At 33.4% G+C, this 18348-nt stretch carries 17 protein-coding genes; 9 read left to right on the forward strand and 8 right to left on the reverse strand.

Annotated features, from left to right (window positions below; translation table 11 throughout):
- Window position 1: 1 nt before the first annotated feature.
- Window positions 2-532 (reverse strand): DUF4199 domain-containing protein, encoded by a 531-nt coding sequence (locus ACHRVL_RS18755; RefSeq protein WP_395414903.1) that lies wholly within the window; start codon window positions 530-532, stop codon window positions 2-4.
- 248 nt (window positions 533-780) lie between these two features.
- On the opposite strand from ACHRVL_RS18755, the gene ACHRVL_RS18760 reads away from it, so the two are divergent.
- A complete protein-coding gene (locus ACHRVL_RS18760; protein ID WP_008464817.1) occupies window positions 781-1035 on the forward strand; it encodes a type B 50S ribosomal protein L31 in 255 nt (84 codons plus the stop codon).
- A gap of 181 nt (window positions 1036-1216) precedes the next feature.
- On the forward strand, window positions 1217-2392 hold the full coding sequence (locus ACHRVL_RS18765) for a GlmU family protein (RefSeq protein ID WP_395414904.1): 1176 nt from the start codon (window positions 1217-1219) through the stop codon (window positions 2390-2392).
- A 106-nt stretch (window positions 2393-2498) separates the two neighbouring features.
- Here the strand turns inward: ACHRVL_RS18765 and ACHRVL_RS18770 are convergent, their stop codons facing one another.
- Window positions 2499-2942, reverse strand: coding sequence for a PepSY-like domain-containing protein (locus ACHRVL_RS18770; protein WP_089054157.1), 444 nt, complete (start codon window positions 2940-2942; stop codon window positions 2499-2501).
- 200 nt (window positions 2943-3142) lie between these two features.
- Between ACHRVL_RS18770 and ACHRVL_RS18775 the strand changes: the two genes are divergently transcribed.
- On the forward strand, window positions 3143-4777 hold the full coding sequence (locus tag ACHRVL_RS18775; RefSeq protein WP_395414905.1) for an ABC-F family ATP-binding cassette domain-containing protein: 1635 nt from the start codon (window positions 3143-3145) through the stop codon (window positions 4775-4777).
- 62 nt (window positions 4778-4839) lie between these two features.
- On the opposite strand, the gene ACHRVL_RS18780 is transcribed toward ACHRVL_RS18775, so the two are convergent.
- The 3 genes from ACHRVL_RS18780 to ACHRVL_RS18790 are packed head-to-tail and all read right to left on the reverse strand — an operon-like array spanning window position 4840 to window position 8347.
- Window positions 4840-5997, reverse strand: a complete 1158-nt coding sequence (locus tag ACHRVL_RS18780; RefSeq protein ID WP_395414906.1) for an ABC transporter permease — start codon at window positions 5995-5997, stop codon at window positions 4840-4842.
- Window positions 5998-5999: 2 nt separating this feature from the next.
- The gene (locus ACHRVL_RS18785; protein ID WP_089054160.1) at window positions 6000-6953 is read right to left on the reverse strand and encodes an HlyD family secretion protein; all 954 of its coding nucleotides are present in this window, start codon (window positions 6951-6953) and stop codon (window positions 6000-6002) included.
- A gap of 11 nt (window positions 6954-6964) precedes the next feature.
- Window positions 6965-8347 carry a TolC family protein gene (locus ACHRVL_RS18790; protein WP_395414907.1) on the reverse strand — a complete coding sequence of 461 codons (1383 nt, stop codon included), beginning with the start codon at window positions 8345-8347 and terminating at the stop codon, window positions 6965-6967.
- A 263-nt stretch (window positions 8348-8610) separates the two neighbouring features.
- On the opposite strand from ACHRVL_RS18790, the gene ACHRVL_RS18795 reads away from it, so the two are divergent.
- The 3 genes from ACHRVL_RS18795 to ACHRVL_RS18805 are packed head-to-tail and all read left to right on the forward strand — an operon-like array spanning window position 8611 to window position 12483.
- Window positions 8611-9822 (forward strand): hypothetical protein, encoded by a 1212-nt coding sequence (locus tag ACHRVL_RS18795; protein ID WP_395414908.1) that lies wholly within the window; start codon window positions 8611-8613, stop codon window positions 9820-9822.
- Between the two features lie 58 nt (window positions 9823-9880).
- Complete coding sequence (locus ACHRVL_RS18800; RefSeq protein WP_395414909.1) at window positions 9881-11032, forward strand: porin; 1152 nt, start codon at window positions 9881-9883, stop codon at window positions 11030-11032.
- Between the two features lie 20 nt (window positions 11033-11052).
- On the forward strand, window positions 11053-12483 hold the full coding sequence (locus tag ACHRVL_RS18805; protein WP_089054164.1) for an anion permease: 1431 nt from the start codon (window positions 11053-11055) through the stop codon (window positions 12481-12483).
- On the opposite strand, the gene ACHRVL_RS18810 is transcribed toward ACHRVL_RS18805, so the two are convergent.
- Entirely contained in the window at window positions 12480-12764 is a 285-nt protein-coding gene (locus ACHRVL_RS18810; protein ID WP_395414982.1) for a GNAT family N-acetyltransferase, read from the reverse strand. The genes ACHRVL_RS18805 and ACHRVL_RS18810 overlap by 4 nt on opposite strands.
- Before the next feature lie 311 nt (window positions 12765-13075).
- On the opposite strand from ACHRVL_RS18810, the gene ACHRVL_RS18815 reads away from it, so the two are divergent.
- Window positions 13076-13735: an alpha/beta hydrolase gene (locus ACHRVL_RS18815; protein WP_395414910.1), complete on the forward strand. Its 660-nt coding sequence runs from the start codon at window positions 13076-13078 to the stop codon at window positions 13733-13735.
- Between the two features lie 158 nt (window positions 13736-13893).
- On the opposite strand, the gene ACHRVL_RS18820 is transcribed toward ACHRVL_RS18815, so the two are convergent.
- The gene (locus tag ACHRVL_RS18820; RefSeq protein WP_089054166.1) at window positions 13894-14409 is read right to left on the reverse strand and encodes a hypothetical protein; all 516 of its coding nucleotides are present in this window, start codon (window positions 14407-14409) and stop codon (window positions 13894-13896) included.
- Between the two features lie 165 nt (window positions 14410-14574).
- Between ACHRVL_RS18820 and rpmH the strand changes: the two genes are divergently transcribed.
- Both rpmH and carB read left to right on the forward strand, forming a co-directional pair.
- A complete protein-coding gene (rpmH, locus tag ACHRVL_RS18825; protein ID WP_008464848.1) occupies window positions 14575-14736 on the forward strand; it encodes a 50S ribosomal protein L34 in 162 nt (53 codons plus the stop codon).
- 146 nt (window positions 14737-14882) lie between these two features.
- The gene (gene carB / locus ACHRVL_RS18830; RefSeq protein ID WP_129023552.1) at window positions 14883-17738 is read left to right on the forward strand and encodes a carbamoyl-phosphate synthase large subunit; all 2856 of its coding nucleotides are present in this window, start codon (window positions 14883-14885) and stop codon (window positions 17736-17738) included.
- Between the two features lie 70 nt (window positions 17739-17808).
- Here the strand turns inward: carB and yiaA are convergent, their stop codons facing one another.
- Entirely contained in the window at window positions 17809-18207 is a 399-nt protein-coding gene (gene yiaA, locus ACHRVL_RS18835) for an inner membrane protein YiaA (RefSeq protein ID WP_089054169.1), read from the reverse strand.
- Between the last annotated feature and the right edge of the window lie 141 nt (window positions 18208-18348).

The raw sequence follows: 18348 nt of genomic DNA on the forward strand, positions 1-18348 counted from the left end.
TTTATTCTTGTGTAGATTTGCTTTTGAAAAATGCAGCTAAAATTAATCCTAAAATTGAGTAGCCGACAATACTGAAAATTAAAGCTTTTATTTGTTCTATAGTTGAGAAAGGACTGTTTTCTTTCATTTTAGCCAAAGCTTCATTTACAGCTGAAGCTGGTGTTCCAAACTTTTGTAAAGTTTCAGCCATGTATTTTATAAGTAACTCGTTTACGGTGTCTTTAGCACCTGGATCGACTACATTAAATAATATAATACTAAATAAGGTAGAAATTGCAAGAGCTACTATTGTAGTTATGAAAAAGGTGGTAAATGCATCTTTAAAAGAAAAAAAGCCGTTAATTTCCTTTTTTGTTTTAACCAGTAACAGGATGCCAATTATTAAATAAAGTACAAATGTTAGGCCGCCTATCCAGCCCGAAACAAATAATTTTAGATCTATAGCATACATTGCTGCAGTAATCAAAGCTAGGATGATTCCTAGAGTAATGCCGTAAGTAACTCCATTCTTTTTAATAACTTCATTAATCATATTTCTATAAGTTTAAAATTAATCCACAAATATAGTAATTCCCAGTATAATCGAAGATAAAAAAAGCTTTTCGAAATAAACTAAAAAAAAGTGGGCTAAGTATTTGTTTATTAAAAAAGAATTGTAAATTTGCACACTCAAAAATAATTAAATTTTTAAACAAAAAAGAGTAGAGTTGTTTATACCTTTTTCTAACCATGGAAAAGCTTCAAAATAAAAATGCTCTAAAACAATAAATAAAAGAAAAGATGAAAAAAGGAATTCACCCAGAAAATTACAGATTAGTTGCATTTAAAGACATGTCAAATGACGAAGTTTTTATCACTAAATCTACTGCAGATACAAAAGAAACAATTGAAGTTGACGGAGTTGAGTATCCAGTTGTAAAAATGGAGATTTCTAGAACATCTCACCCTTTTTATACTGGTAAATCTAAACTTATCGATACAGCAGGACGTATTGATAAATTCAAAACTAAATATGCAAAACACGCTAAAAAATAATAGCTGTTTACAATCATATAAAAGCCTTCCAATCGGAAGGCTTTTTTTGTACAATAATTTATTAGCCACGAATTCATGAATTAATTGCTAACTACTAAAACAATTTTAGTAAAAAAAATAAATATTTGTAACTTTGACCCTGATAACCAAATCAAGATTTTAACAAGTACAAATTTTATTTATGAATTATATTCTTTTTGACGGTCCGGTCCGAAATGCTTTACTGCCTTTTACTTTTACAAGACCTGTGGCTGATATTTTAATTGGAATTATGACGATTCGCCAAAAATGGGAATCACGTCTAGGTTCTACTATTACAACAATTACTGAGGATTACTTATCTGCCAAATTTCCTATGGTTGAAATGGAAGAAAATGTAATGATCAACGCGGCATATTTACCAAATGATACACTGGCTGAATTAGTTTCTGATTTAAAAGAGAATCAAGCGATCTTTAAAGGTGATGATGTAATTGCTTTTTTTACAACAGAAAATCAAGAAGAAGTTGATTTTGATTCGTACGAAATTATTCAGTACAATGAAGATTGTTTAACCGTTGAACATACTTGGGATATTTTTTCAAAAAATGATGCTGCGATTCGTGCCGATTTTGCTTATTTGACAGAAGATAGAAAATCACAGCCAATTCCTAAGAGTGTAAATGTTATAGCACCTGAGAATGTTTTTATCGAAGAAGGAGCAAAATTAGAGTTTGTAACTTTAAACGCATCAACAGGGCCTATATATATAGGTAAGAATACTGAAATCATGGAAGGAACTGTAATTCGCGGTCCTTTTGCTTTATGTGAAAATGCTTCAGTAAAGCTTAATGCTAAAGTTTATGGTGCAACAACAGTTGGTGCAGGGTCTCGAATAGGAGGAGAGGTTAAGAATTCTGTTCTTTTTGCTAATTCAAACAAAGGGCATGACGGATTTCTTGGTGATTCTGTTTTGGGAGAATGGTGTAATATTGGTGCAGACAGTAATAATTCGAATCTTAAGAATAATTACGAAGAAGTGAAATTGTGGAGCTATGAAACAGAAGGGTTTGCAAAAACAGGTCTTCAGTTTTGTGGTTTAATGATGGGTGATCACAGCAAATGTGGTATCAATACTATGTTTAATACTGGAACTGTTGTTGGAGTAAGTGCTAATATTTTTGGTTCTGGATTTCCTAGAAATTTTGTTCCTAGTTTTTCTTGGGGCGGAGCAGCTGGTTTTACAACTTATGTAACCAAAAAAGCTTTCGAAACTGCCAAATTAGTTATGGGAAGACGAAATATTGCTTTTGATGAAATAGAGGCTTCAATTTTAGAGCATATTTTTGAAGAAACTAAAAAATGGAGAAAAGATTAATTAGATAATTAGTCAATTTGAAAATTAGATAATTTTTTGAACCCGACAGATTTTACAATTTGTCGGGTTTTGTTTTATAGTAGATTCTCTAATTTATCGGTTTTTGTTAATTGTCAATCTTAGTGAAGTCTCCCTTTGTGTTGAATTTTAATTCTAAACCGTTTGTTAGTTTTGTTTCATAACCAAAAGATCCTAGTTCAATTTTGGTTACTTTTTCTTTAGGAAAATTTGCTTTTACGTAAGAGGCAATTTTTTTTGGGATGATAGACGTTGGAAGTTTAGCGCCTTTACCGTCAACTTCTTTCCAATTTCCTTTTTTATCAAATTCGATTTCAATTTTATTATCAAATTGAACTTTGTATTCTGTAGAGAGAATTTCTTTGTCTTCTAATATGTAGCTTGGCTTTTTCGATCCAAAGTGCGTTTTTAAGAAAGTTTGAGCATTTGCTGGCAAAGCTTCTTTTTTAATTACCGTTTTTTGCGCATGTGCAGAAAGTCCAAATAATAACGCTGCTATAAGACTGGCAGTTAGGTTTAATTTAGTTCTCATATTTTGCTGATTTTTAAATTCTTATACAAGATAAGATTAAATTTTGTGAATATGTAGGAATATTGATGTAATTTAAAAAATCCTGCTGCTCTGTAATCTAAATAATATTGTCTAATACTCTAATTAATCTATCTTTGCAGCACAAAAAAAATGGGTAGTCAAATAAACGATTAACCGATTAAACAAATTCATAGAAAGTAATGATTACAGTTAACGATATTTCGGTTCAGTTTGGTGGAACTACATTATTTAGCGATGTTTCTTTTGCTATAAACGAAAATGATAAAATTGCCCTTATGGGTAAAAATGGTGCGGGAAAATCGACACTTTTAAAAATAATTTCAGGACAAAGCAAACCTTCTACAGGAAGTATTTCTACGCCAAAAGATGCTGTTGTTGCTTACCTGCCTCAGCATTTATTGACTAAAGACGGTTCGACTGTAATGGAAGAAGCTTCTAAAGCTTTTGGTGAGATTTTTAAAATGAAAGCTGAAATCGACGAAATCAATGAGCAATTAACGGTTCGTACTGATTATGAAAGTGATGCATACATGAAATTGATCGAACGAGTTTCTGATTTAAGTGAGAAATATTATGCAATTGAAGAGGTAAATTACGAAGCCGAAGTTGAAAAAATCTTAGTTGGTTTAGGTTTTGAAAGAGAAGATTTTACACGTCAAACTTCTGAATTTTCTGGAGGATGGAGAATGCGTATTGAATTGGCTAAAATTTTACTTCAAAAACCAGATTTGATTTTACTGGATGAGCCTACCAATCACATGGATATTGAAAGTATTCAATGGCTGGAAGAATTTTTATTGACTTCGGCCAAAGCGGTAGTGGTAATTTCGCACGATAGAGCGTTTGTAGATAATATTACAAATCGTACAATCGAAGTAACAATGGGAAGAATTTACGATTACAAAGCTAAATATTCTCATTACTTAGAACTTAGAAAAGACCGCCGTATTCATCAGCAGAAAGCTTACGATGAACAGCAAAAAATGATTGCTGACAATAGAGCTTTTATTGATCGTTTTAAAGGAACGTTTTCAAAAACCGATGCAGTACAATCGCGTGTAAAAATGCTTGAAAAACTTGAAATTGTTCAAGTTGATGAAGTAGATACTTCTGCATTGCGTTTGAAGTTTCCACCGGCAGCACGTTCTGGACAATATCCTGTTGTGGTAAAAGAAATGTCTAAATCCTATGGAGATCATGTCGTTTTTAAAGATGCAAATGTTGTAATTGAACGCGGTCAAAAAGTTGCTTTTGTTGGTAAAAATGGAGAAGGAAAATCGACCATGATCAAAGCAATTATGAAAGAAATTGGTGTTGATGAAGGAAGTGTTGAAATTGGACATAATGCACAAATTGGGTACTTTGCTCAAAATCAGGCTTCATTATTAGATGAAAATGCAACTATTTTTGAAACTATCGATGCAATTGCAGTCGGAGATATTCGTACACAGATTAAAAATATTCTTGGGGCGTTTATGTTTCAAGGTGATGATATTACTAAGAAAGTAAAAGTGCTTTCTGGTGGAGAAAAAACGCGTTTGGCAATGATTAAATTGCTGTTGGAACCAGTAAATTTATTGATTCTGGATGAGCCTTCGAATCACTTGGATATGAAGACAAAGGATATTATCAAAGATGCTTTGCGTGATTTTGACGGAACATTAATCTTGGTTTCTCACGACCGCGATTTCCTTGACGGATTAGCAACTAAGGTTTTTGAATTTGGAAACAAACGTGTGAAAGAGCACTTTGAAGATGTAGCAGGTTTCCTTGCGCATAAAAAAATGGATTCTATGAGAGAGATTGAAAAGTAGTTCTCTCTTTAAAAAATATAAAGGCATAAGTTGATTCTTATGCCTTTTTTTATGTCAAAAAATTATGCTTGTTTTAAAACGCTTTTCTTTTTAAAATACAAAGCAATATAAGCGCCAATTGAGCAGACTAAACCAATAATGATCATATTCCAGATTGGTCTTGTAGTTTGTGAAAAAGCGCCGTCTTCAATAATAAGAATTCTAAAAGCTTTCAAGAAATGAGTCAGCGGAATAACATTTGCAATTGCTTGAACAGCTTGAGGCATTTGACTTAAAGGCCATGTAAAACCGCTCAAGATAAAGCTTGGTGTTGCAATTACCATTAAAATTTCTGTTGCTTTTAATTGGTTAGGAACCACTACGCTCACCAATATTCCGATGAAAGAAACAGAGAGTACAAATATTCCGGCAATAAAAGTAAGCGGTAGTAAATTTTCATAAAACGGAAGTCTGAACCATAAAGTAAAAAACCAGTAAATAAGCCAGACTCCAAAGCTCATTATGAGATATGGAATTATTTTTACGGCAAGCATTTTGAAAATTGACGGACATTTTTTTACTAAATCTTTAAAAGTTCCGTTTTCAAATTCAGAAGCAAAAGAAAGAGCTAATCCCAGTAAAAGCACTTGCTGCAGCACCGTTGCAAGAACGCCCGGCCAAAGAAAATACATATAGTTGGTGCTGCGATTGTATTTTTTTATAAAAGTAGTTTTAAAAGGTTCGTATTGCGATGCTAGCAAATTTTCAGGAACACCTTGTTTTCGTAATGTTTCAATTTGAACGCCTGCTTTTAATGTTCCTAAACAAATTTGTATAGCAGTCGAAGCATAATTGGCCGTTAAAACATTAGATGTATTTACAATGGTTGTAATTTCAGGATACTTTTTAGTGAGTGTCATTTTTTCAAAATCTTTTGGAATAATAACGACACAGGTTGCTTCTTTTTGAATGGCAATTTTAGAAAGATTATTTTGATCGTACAAAATAGAAGCAATCGATAAAACTTCGTTATCCTCAAACATCTGAATTGCTTTTGAGCTTAATTCGCTTCGATCCTGATCAACCACAATTATGGGTAAATCGGTTACTTTACCTTTGCCGTAAACATATCCTAATAAAACACCATAGAGTATTGGTGCACCAATGAATAATATTCGGAGCACTTTGTTTTTCCAAAATAATTGGAATTCCCGTTTAAGCAATGAAAAAAAGTTTTGCATAGTTAAAGCGATAAAGTAACGGTTGTTTTTGTGATAAGATCTTTTGCTTGTTCCGTATTTGAAGGTGTTATTTTTATTTCAAATAAGCTTTCCTGCATTTCGTAATCTGGATAAGCAGTAGCAATATTTCCGTAAGCCCCCAATTGTTTTATAGTAGTAATAGTTCCTTTAATATTTTCTTTTTTATACGGAACCTGTACTGTTATTTCTTGTCCTTTTTTAAACTTATCCAATTGTTTTTCAGGTATAGTAAAACGAAAATAAGTACTGTCTGCAATATAGCCATTAAACAAAGTGTAGCCCGGCAATGCAAGTTCGCCAAGATTTAAAGTAATGGTTTCGATACTCATATTTTGCGGTGCAATTATGTAACGCTCTTTGTTTGCTGTTTCAACTTCCTGCAATGCGCCAAGCGCTCTGTCTTGTTGTCCTAGAGCCATTGTTTGCTGTTCGATTCGAGCACCTTTTTTTGCGTCATCAAGTTCAGCTATAACAGCATTATATTGTGCCTGTGCTCCTTGATATTTGGCAAAAGTTTCATCGTAAGTTTGTTGAGAAATTAAAGAATCTTTGAGCATATTAGTCAATCGTTTGATCGATTTTTGAGCAAACTCATATTGTTCCTTCAATCCCATTTTTTTAGCCTCGAGCTGTTTAATTTGGTTTTCAGTAGCTCCTTTTACAGCCATTTTATATTGTGCTTGTGCCGAGATTACTGCGCCTTCGGCTTGACTTTTTTTAGCATCTACTTCTGGAATATCTAAAATTGCCAATGTATCTCCTTTTTGAACAATATCTCCTTCCTTGACAAAGATTTTTAGAATCTTGCCGGGAATTTTGCTGACAACTGCAATTTGTTCTTTTTCTATTTTTCCTTGAATTGTATCCTCTTTTTTTGCTTTTTGGCAGCTGATTAAAAGGAGAATTACGACAGCGGTTACTATTATTTTTTTCATAAATAGAACTTTTATTTAGATATTTTTTTTGATAAATCGCCAGTAGCAATTATAGTTTCAATAGCGGCAAGTCTTTGTTCAATCAATGTTGTTGTTTTGTTTACAGATGCTTTATAAGAGTCGTTTTCTGCTTCAAGACGTTCTGATATATTGATTAAGCCTTCTTTATACTGTTTTATGGCAAGATTTAAATTATTGTTTGCCACTTTTTCCTGCTGTTGTGTAATGTCTATTTTTTGAGTCAGCACACTATAGTCAACAAGGTTTTTTTCCAGCAGAAGTTCGAGTTTTTCTTTAGTGTCGTCAATTTGATTTTGAACCTGTTCAATATTTATTTTAGCTTCATGCACTTTGTGTTTTCTTTCAAAACCAGAAAAAACTTCCCATTTCATAGCGGCTCCTACAACCCAGTTGTTGCTTATTGTAGCTTCGTTTAAACCTAAATACAAAGCTTGATTTATTCCTGTAATTATCGGTGTAGTAGCATTTGCATCAAAAAGACTGGAATATGAAACTCCTCCAAATGCTCCTAAAGTAGGCAGGTAAGTTCCTTTTTCCTTCTTTAATAAATATTCATAAGCAGATTTAAACGATTCAAGTGCTTTTATTTCTTGTTTATTTTGTGTGCTTAATTTTTCATCCGTTATTAAATAGGGGTTTAAGTCGTAATGAACATTTTCTATTTCAGTAATCGAATAACCTGTTAAGTACTGGATTTTTTTATAAACCAATTTTCTTTTTCCGTCAAGCTCAATTTTTTTAGAAGCTAGTTCTAATGAAGCCAGCTTAATTTTGTCTCGATCATACGGAATCGCAAGTCCTTGTTCGATAGCTTTTGTAACGCGTTTTGTTTCAGTCTCTAATCTATTTTCGCTTTCTTTTAATAGTTTGTCTATTTCTTTTAACAGTTCCAGTTGATCAAAAGTGTTGATGACTTCTTTTGTAATTTGATCCTTTTCAGATTCTTTCAGAAACATTGTTCCTTTGGTTTTTTCTCCAATAGCTTTTGCGCCATTCGGAATTTGCATGCCGCTGAATAGTACTGTTTTGGCCATTACACTTCCATTAAAGATGTTTCCATAATTTTTAAAAGCAGTTTTGCCGTCAAATAAAGGATAGTTTACAATAGGAATATTTGCCGTTGGAAGATCTACAGTAAGTTTGTTGTCAAAATAGGTATAAAGAGCACTCGCCTCAACTGTTGGTATGTATTTATTCCAGACACTTTTTTCTTGAAGATTCAATTTTTCAATGTCTAAATCTTTGTTTTTTAAAGAAGCACTTTTTTCAATAGCCTTCTGGATCGCATCATCCAAAGTCGATGAGACCTCTATTTGGCCATATCCACAGGTAATTGAAAGGAAAAAGAAAAGAATAAGTATATGTTTTTTCATCGCAATTTAGTTTCTATAATTTGACAAATCGTAAAACAGATTTTGTAAGACATTACAAAGGAGAAGATGTTCAGAAAGAACGCTTATTTACAAATATAAGAATATAAGTCTTACATTATTGGCTTTTTGAGAAGTAAATTAGGTCAAAAAGCCGTTTTGTTTAAATTTTATAGTATAAAACAGAAAGTTATAATGTTATGTTAAAACTTTGTCTGTTTTTTCATACCTTAGTCACTGCAAATCTTAATCAACTGACTATTAATATGAAAAAAAGTATTCTATTTTTTGTGATTTTAATGAGTAGTTTGTTTAATTCCTTGTTTTCTCAAACAAATGATGAACCTGTAGCTTTAGGTTTGCCTGGGGATAATCTTAATTTATATGCTGTATTAGATATATTTCAAAAATCAAAAACTTTAGAAGATTTTGAAAAAGCATTGAATGATCCAGATACTAAGGTTAATAATTTAGATTTAAATAACGATGGAGAAATCGATTATATTGAAATCGAAAGTCATAAAGAAGGAAATACACATGTAATTGTGCTTCAGGTAGCTGTAAATAGTAAGGAAACTCAAGATGTTGCTGTTATTGAAGTCGATAAAGACAAAAAAAATAATGTTCACGTTCAAGCAATTGGAGATAAAGATCTATACGGAAAAAACTATATAGTTGAACCTTCAGATACTGCTTCAGGAACGCCAAATCCCGGTTATAAAGGAGATCAAACAGTAATTGTTAATAATAATACCACAAACAATTACAATACAACAACCAGTCCAAGTTATGTAAATACAAGTGTGAGTGCGTGGCCGGTGGTGTTGTTTTTGTTCTCTCCTATATATGTTGCTTACAGATCGCCTTGGTATTGGGGGTATTATCCTCCATACTGGCGTCCGTGGCGTCCAGTTTATTATCATGATTATTGGGGGTATCACGGACATTATTACAGCAATCGTTATTATCGAAGAACTACTGTTATAAGAAATCCTAGATATTATAATAATTATGCCACCAGAAGAAATACATCTGTAGTAGTTAGGGATAACCGAGTTAATGGACGTTATAAGGGTACTTATAATGGCAGGGATTATAAAAGACCTGCACCGGTAACGCCTTCAAAACCTTCAAGGCCGGGAAATAGCACAAGACCGGTAACTCGACCAACAAATCCGTCGACCAGACCTGGAGGAACAACTAGACCAGTAACACGTCCAACAAATCCTGGTACAACAAGGCCGGTAACACGACCAACAAACCCAACGACTAGACCTGGTGTGACAAATCCTGGTACAACTAGACCAGTAACTCGTCCTGCAAACCCGTCAACAAGACCTGCGGTACGACCAACGCAGCCTGTAACTCGTCCCGCAGCACCAGTAACACGACCTGCAACTCGTCCGGCGCCTAGTCCAGCACCAAATAGAAATACCGCAGCTCCAAGGCCGGCAAATCGAAGTTCGGATAGAAGATGAGAGGGGAATAAAAAGTAAGCAGAGATAATATTATACTAATTTTTTATTTAAAGTCTTTATGAGTAAACCTTTACTAGTAAAAATTATTTTTATCCTTTTGATAATACCACATTTTTTGAACGCCCAAACCGCTGCAACTCAAACTGCGGCAGATTCAGATGATGGTGTTAAGTATCCGCAGTTTCAATTTAAAGGACTTTTTCAAGCTCGATATTTAGAAAGTTTTGGTAAAAATGTTGATGTTTTGGGAGTTCATCATTCGACAGGAGATGTTACTCAGAGTTCATTCGATATTAAAAGGATGCGTGTTGGTCTTAATACAAAATTAAGTGAGGCAACAGAAGTTGTAATCTTAGTGAATTTAGCTGATTTTAAATCAGATACAAAAGGCAAGGTGCTGGAGAATGCTTATGCAAAATATACTTTTAATAAATATATAGCCGTAACAGGTGGTCAGTTTCGTCCAGCTTTTGGTATTGAAGAATTAGTTCCTGTTGATATCATTAAATCTTTCGATTTCTCTAATCAATATTATGAGTTTGGTAAAAACGGATGGACAAGTTTTCAAATTGGAGCTTCGGCAAGTGGAAACTTTGACATTGGTAAAATTCCTGTAAATTATGCTGTTTCAGTTTTAAACGGAAACGGAAAAAATCAGGAAATGGATAAAGATAATGGTAAGCAGTATTCTACACGCTGGGTATTTGGATTATCAAAAGAGCATAAAATAAATCTAGGGTTAAATGCTGGTACAGGTAAAGTTTTTAAAGAAAAAGTTTTTGCTTTTGGAGCTGATATTACCAGCGATTTTAAGCTGACAGATAAATTTACTTTTGATTTGCAAATAGAGTACAAGCAAGGAACAAATCATAATTTGTATTTTTCTTTGCCTGTTGATACGAGAACTCCAGATGTTTCTGATTATCAAATGCGCGGGATTTATTTTCTGCCTAATTTAAGATACTCTGTTAATTACAAAAAATTAACCTCGTTAGAGTTGTCTTGTCGCTTTGAAAGTTTTGATCCTAGCTATAAGATTAATTCAAATGTTAGGCAGACTTATACACCAATGATTAGTTTTGAATTTGGAAAAGCGTATACAGGTCGTATAGAAATGGGATTTGAAATTGACAAGTATGCCCGTAATATCCCAGACACCTCTTCTTATAATGATAATTTGTTTCTAATTCAGTTTCAATGTAGACTATAGTCTAATTTAATCCTAATTTTATGAAAGAAGTAAAAATACCACAAACCTTAATTACGCTGGCAGTTGGAATTGCAATTTGGTTAATTCCTGCGCCAGATGGTGTAGTAATCGAAGCTTGGCATTTGTTTGCCATTTTTGTAGCCACAATTTTAGGAATTATTCTAAAAGCTGCACCAATGGGTACAATGTGTATGATTGCCATTGCTTTAACCGCTTTTTCTCAAGTTTTGGCACCAGGTGATGCTGGCAAATCAATTACTTTGGCCTTAAAAGGTTTTGGAGATAAAGTGATTTGGTTAATCGGAATATCGTTTTTTATAGCGCGAGGATTTATAAAAACAGGTTTAGGAAACAGAATTGCTTTTTTGTTTATTAGGATATTTGGAAAAAGTTCATTAGGGTTGGCGTATGGTTTAGGCTTGGCTGATTTGGTTTTAGCTCCAGCGGTGCCTAGTAATACGGCTCGAGGCGGAGGAATTATTTATCCTATTATGAAATCGATGTCAATGAGTTTTGGTTCTATGCCGGATCAACCCGAAACACATCGAAAATTAGGTTCTTATCTTACCTTGAGCAGTTACAATGCTAATTTAATTGCATCGTCTATGTTTTTGACAGGAACAGCCAGTAACCCAATGTGTCAAAAATTTGCGCTTAATTTAGGAATAAAAATTTCTTGGATGTCGTGGGCTGCAGCTGCTATAGTTCCAGGTTTGTGCGCCTTTTTTGTAATTCCTTTTGTGTTGTATAAAATTTATCCGCCTGAGCTTAAAAAAACTGGAGATGCTCCGCAAATTGCTGCTCAGAAATTGAAAGATATGGGGCCGATTACCCGCAACGAGTGGATGATGCTCCTAACGTTTTTTATTTTGTTGTTTCTTTGGATGACGGGTGATTTGTTTTCTATTGATGCTACAACAACAGCTTTTATTGGTTTGGTGATCTTGCTTTTAACTTCGGTGCTGACTTGGGATGATGTAAAAGCAGAAAAAGGAGCTTGGGATACAATCGTTTGGTTCTCAGTTTTAGTTATGATGGCCAGTTCCTTAAATGAACTTGGTTTTATAAACTGGTTTAGTAATGTAATAAAAGCAGAAATAGGAGGTTTAAGCTGGCAGATGGCGTTTCCTATTATTGTGTTGGTATACTTTTTTAGTCATTATCTTTTTGCCAGCGCAACAGCTCACGTGGCAGCTATGTATGCGGCACTTTTAGGAGTAGGAGTTTCGTTAGGAGTTCCAGGATTGCTTTTAGCTTTTATGCTTGGTTTTGTGGGATCAATTTATGGAACTTTAACGCATTATGGTCACGGGCCGGCACCTGTTTTTTTCGGGAGCGGCTATGTGGATTTAAAAAGCTGGTGGGTCAAAGGTTTAATAACTGGACTTGTGATGCTCTTTATTTATATGGTAATCGGCGGTATGTGGCTTAAGCTGATAGGCGATTTTTAGATTCTAATTCCCGGAGGAAGTAATTCTTTGTATTTTGGGTTTTTCTTGAAAAAAGAAACAATTCTTGGATGGATTGGAACTACTTTCAATTTTTTTTCTGTGCTCAGCTCCATTATGTTTTTAAGTAATGTGTCGATTACAGGTTGATTTTCGTAGTTCTCTGGAGTGTTGATTTTTGTTAGGAAAATTTTCTTTTCCTGAAATGAATATTCGATACTTAATAATCCTTCTGGAACTGTGGTTTCAAATTGTCTTGCAAAAGTATTGTCTTTGATTTCCATAGTAATTTCAATAGATTCCATAATTTGTCATGTTTTTTATTAGTCGTTAATATGTAATAGAGAATGGGGGTGGAACAATCTCGTGTAAAATTCTTTTTGAAAGTTTTAAAAAATGTCGGACTACAAAGGTAATCATTTGATTTTCAATATTAGATTATTTTTTAAAATCTCTGTTTCGGTCTGGAATCAGTTCTTTTTTCTGTTTTATTTTTTTAGAGTTTAATTATGGTGTAAGATTTGCTGTGTGTATAACTAAAAAAAGTACTTTTAACTTGAAATTATAGCTGTAATTATAATCTATTTTCAAACAAATGAGCAAAATTCCTGTATATTTTATGCCTGGTTTAGCAGCAAGTCCTGCCATTTTTGAAAGAATCAAACTAGATGAAACTATTTTTGAAATGTGTTTATTGGAATGGGAAATTCCAAAACTAAAAGAGTCATTGTCTGATTATGCCTTGCGAATCAGCAAAAATATAAAACATGAAAATCCAGTTTTAATAGGAGTTTCTTTTGGAGGGATTTTGGTTCAGGAGATAGCAAAACATATTCAAGCCAGAAAAGTAATTATTATTTCAAGTGTTAGGAGTAATGTTGAGTTTCCTAGAAGAATGAAAATTGGAAAAACAACAAAAGCCTATAAACTGATTCCAATGAAATTAATCTTAAACATTGAGAATCTTGCAAAATACTCTTTTGGAGAAAAAGTCAATAAGCGCATTAAGTTATATGAGAAGTTTTTAGCGGTTCGCGATCTTCATTATTTACAATGGGCAGTAGAATCGGTTATTTTATGGGATAGAAATCAAATCGATGAAAAAGTGATTCATATTCACGGAGATCAAGATGATGTTTTTCCTATAAAGTATATTAACAGCTGTATTGTTGTAAAAGGCGGAACTCATATTATGATTCTTAATAAATACAAATGGTTGAATGAGAATCTGCCTTCTATTATATTGGAGAATTAAATTCCAATTTTAAAAATCCAAATTCCAATTCTTTGAAATTTCTCCCTTCGGTCGAAATGACATACTTGCTGGTAATTCTATTAAATAAAAAAAATCCCAAACTCTTTTTAGAATTTGGGATTTCAATCCCGATAGCTATCGGGATGTAATTTAGAAAATTAGATTTTCTTCATTTGTTCTTTCATCATTGAGATTTGCTCTTTTAGCATTCCTTGTTTGTCTAATTTTTTAGCTTCAGCCAATAAATTTGTCGCTTCAAGTTTTCTTCTGCGTGACATTGCAACTCCTGCAAGGTTTAATTTTGCTACGGCTAGATCCATATCCATAGATAGTCCAAGTTCAATCGCTTTTTTGAAATGTTTCTCAGCTTGAATAAGATTTGTTTGAGATAACATAATTCCGTGAAGATAATTAAAATAACCTTGTTGCTTTCTTACTAATGCAGTTTCAGGGTTTTTAATATAAGATAGCCATTTTTTTGCTCCTTCAAAGTCTTGTTTTCTTAATTTAAGGAAGGCTAAAAGGATAAATTCATTTTTAAAGTAAAGAAAAATTGGAATTGCAGTTAGTAATAAAAGGAATATTCCGTTACCTATATTACTTTCTGTAAATTGCCAGATGCCAGCTACTACAAGTAATCCAGCTAAAATAAGTTTGATAATTTTATTAAACATAATTGATGTATATTTGTGATTGCAAATATAGTAAAATGAATTAAAAATATTTTTATTAAAGTACTTGCCAGAAAAAAAAGTCTTTGTATATTTGCACTCGGTTTTGGAATAAGGATCTCCAAAACAGAAAAAGAGATATTAGATACCATTTAAAGATACAAAGCAATGAGCAAAAGAACATTTCAACCATCGAAAAGAAAAAGAAGAAATAAGCACGGATTTATGGACAGAATGGCTTCTGCGAATGGAAGAAAAGTTCTAGCGCGTAGAAGAGCAAAAGGAAGACATAAATTAACTGTTTCTAGCGAGCCTAGACACAAAAAATAATGTTTGTATAAACATACATAAGGCGATTACTTTTTTAGTATCGCCTTTTTTTATACCTTGTCGGTAATAAATTTGTAACATTCTAGTTTCTAAAGCACTGTGAATGTTTTTTGAATACATTATAATAACTACACAATACATACAAAATGCCTAAAGACACATCAATAAAATCAGTTTTAATAATAGGTTCAGGACCTATTGTTATTGGTCAAGCTTGCGAATTCGATTATGCAGGATCTCAATCTGCACGCTCGATTCGTGAAGAAGGAATTGAAGTTATCTTGATAAACTCAAATCCAGCGACGATTATGACCGACCCAACCATGGCCGATCATGTTTATTTGAAACCACTAACTACAAAATCGATTATTGAAATTCTAAAGGAACATCCACAAATCGATGCTGTTTTGCCTACAATGGGAGGACAAACGGCTTTGAACTTGTGTTTGGAAGCTGAAGAAAAAGGAATTTGGCAGGATTTCGGAGTGAAATTAATCGGGGTTGATGTAAATGCCATTAATATTACAGAAGATAGAGAGCAGTTTAAGCAGCTTTTAGAAAGAATTAATGTGCCAACTGCACCTGCAAAAACAGCTACTTCATACTTAGAAGGAAAAGAAATTGCTCAAGAGTTTGGTTTTCCGCTTGTAATTCGTCCTTCGTTTACGCTTGGAGGAACTGGAGCAGCAGTTGTTTACAAAAAAGAAGATTTTGATGAGCTTTTAACAAGAGGGCTTGAAGCTTCTCCAATTCATGAAGTTTTAATTGACAAAGCTTTAATGGGATGGAAAGAATATGAGTTAGAACTTTTGAGAGATAAAAATGATAACGTTGTAATTATCTGTTCGATCGAAAATATGGATCCAATGGGAATTCATACTGGAGATTCGATTACGGTTGCACCAGCAATGACATTATCAGATACAACTTTCCAAAAATTACGTGACTACGCCATCTTAATGATGAGAAGTATCGGAAATTTTGCCGGAGGTTGTAACGTACAATTTGCAGTTTCACCAGACGAAAAAGAAGATATCGTTGCGATTGAAATTAATCCTCGTGTATCTCGTTCTTCTGCTTTAGCATCAAAAGCAACAGGTTACCCAATTGCTAAAATTGCTTCTAAATTAGCACTAGGATACAATCTTGATGAATTGCAAAATCAAATTACAAAATCAACTTCGGCTCTTTTTGAACCAACTCTTGATTATGTAATCGTAAAAATACCTCGTTGGAACTTTGATAAATTTGAAGGCGCTGATAGAACTTTAGGACTTCAAATGAAATCTGTTGGTGAAGTAATGGGAATTGGACGTTCTTTCCAAGAAGCATTACACAAAGCAACTCAATCTTTAGAAATTAAAAGAAATGGGTTAGGTGCTGACGGAAAAGGATATAAAAACTACGAACAAATTATCGAGAAATTAACTTTTGCAAGTTGGGATCGTGTTTTTGTAATTTATGATGCAATCGCAATGGGAATTCCGTTGAGCCGTATTCATGAAATCACAAAAATTGATATGTGGTTCTTAAAACAATACGAAGAACTTTATACTTTAGAGAAAGAAATTTCAAACTATAAAGTATCAAATCTTCCAAAAGAACTTTTGCTTGAAGCAAAACAAAAAGGTTTTGCCGACAGACAAATTGCTCACATGGTAAATTGCTTAGAAAGTGAAATTCATACTTTACGTATGGATCAAAACATCAACCGTGTGTTTAAATTAGTAGATACTTGTGCGGCTGAGTTTAAAGCAAAAACACCTTATTATTATTCTACTTTTGAGGCTGAAATCGAAAAAGCAAACGGCGAGCGCTACGTAGATAACGAAAGCATTGTAACGGATAGAAAGAAAATAATCGTTTTAGGTTCTGGACCAAACAGAATTGGACAAGGAATCGAGTTTGATTACTCTTGTGTACACGGAGTTTTGGCAGCAAAAGAATGTGGATACGAAACAATTATGATCAACTGTAATCCTGAAACGGTTTCTACTGATTTTGATACAGCAGACAAATTATACTTTGAGCCAGTTTTCTGGGAGCATATTTATGACATCATTCAGCATGAAAAACCAGAAGGTGTAATTGTTCAGTTAGGCGGACAAACAGCTTTGAAATTAGCTGAAAAATTATCTAAATACGGGGTAAAAATCATCGGAACTAGTTTTGATGCGCTTGACTTAGCAGAAGATAGAGGACGTTTCTCAGATTTATTGAGAGAATTACATATTCCTTTCCCACAATTCGGAATCGCTGAAACAGCTGATGAGGCTTCTGCCCTTGCAGATACTTTAGATTTCCCATTATTAATTCGTCCTTCTTATGTATTAGGAGGTCAGGGAATGAAAATTGTAATCAACAAAAAAGAATTAGAAGAGCACGTAATCAATTTATTGAAAACGATTCCAGGAAATAAATTGCTTTTAGATCACTATTTAGCCGGAGCAATCGAAGCTGAAGCTGATGCAATTTGTGATGCTGACGGAAATGTTTACATCATAGGAATTATGGAGCATATCGAACCTTGCGGAGTTCACTCTGGAGATAGTAATGCTACTTTGCCTCCTTTTAACTTAGGAGAATTTGTAATGCAGCAAATAAAAGATCATACAGAAAAAATTGCAAGAGCATTGAAAACTGTTGGTTTAATCAATATTCAGTTTGCTATAAAAGACGATACGGTTTACATTATCGAAGCAAATCCAAGAGCTTCTAGAACAGTGCCATTTATTGCAAAAGCATACGGCGAGCCTTATGTAAACTATGCTACAAAAGTAATGTTAGGGCATAGTAAAGTAACAGATTTTGATTTTAACCCACAATTAAACGGGTTTGCAATCAAACAGCCGGTTTTCTCTTTCAGTAAATTCCATAATGTAAACAAAGCATTAGGACCAGAAATGAAATCAACAGGAGAAAGCATCTTGTTTATTGATGACTTAAAAGACGATCAATTCTACGAATTGTACTCTAGAAGAAAAATGTATTTGAGTAAATAATCGCTCAAATTTAATATAACAAAAAGCTCCAATTTTCATTGGAGCTTTTTGATTTTAGTTAAGTCTAGGTTTATTCATTTTCGCTAAAACTCATATTGTCACGAGTGTTTTTCTGAACAGAGATTGCTCCAAACAATGCTAATAAGAAGGCAAATGCATAGAAACCTTTTTCGCTTGGTAAAATTGTTGCATTCCATAAACCAACAGCTAAAAGAACAATTGATAAAAGAGTTCCGAACCAGCAGATTCCATAATAGATATCTGTTACAGGGAGTTTTTCAAGTCTGTCTCTAACACTTTTTTGTAGTGAAACAACAGCAAAAAGTCCAAACATTAGAACTGTAAAATAATAACCTTTTTCGTTTAGCAGCATTTCAGCTCTTGCTAGTCCAACAATATATCCAATCATTCCAGCTCCAAGAGCTACCCAAGATGCCGCAATAAAGGCATTCGATGTTTTTTGTACCATGTTTGTTTTAATTTATTAAATGTATTGGTTAGTAGCAAATGTAATCAAATTCGTATAATATATGTGAAAACACTTATAAAGATTATTCAGTTTTATCTTCTTAATTGTTAAAAATAAAAAAGCTCCTAATGGAGCTTTTTC

Origin of the sequence: Flavobacterium sp. FlaQc-28, from assembly GCF_044007415.1 — a bacterium.
In the GTDB taxonomy this organism is placed as follows: domain Bacteria; phylum Bacteroidota; class Bacteroidia; order Flavobacteriales; family Flavobacteriaceae; genus Flavobacterium.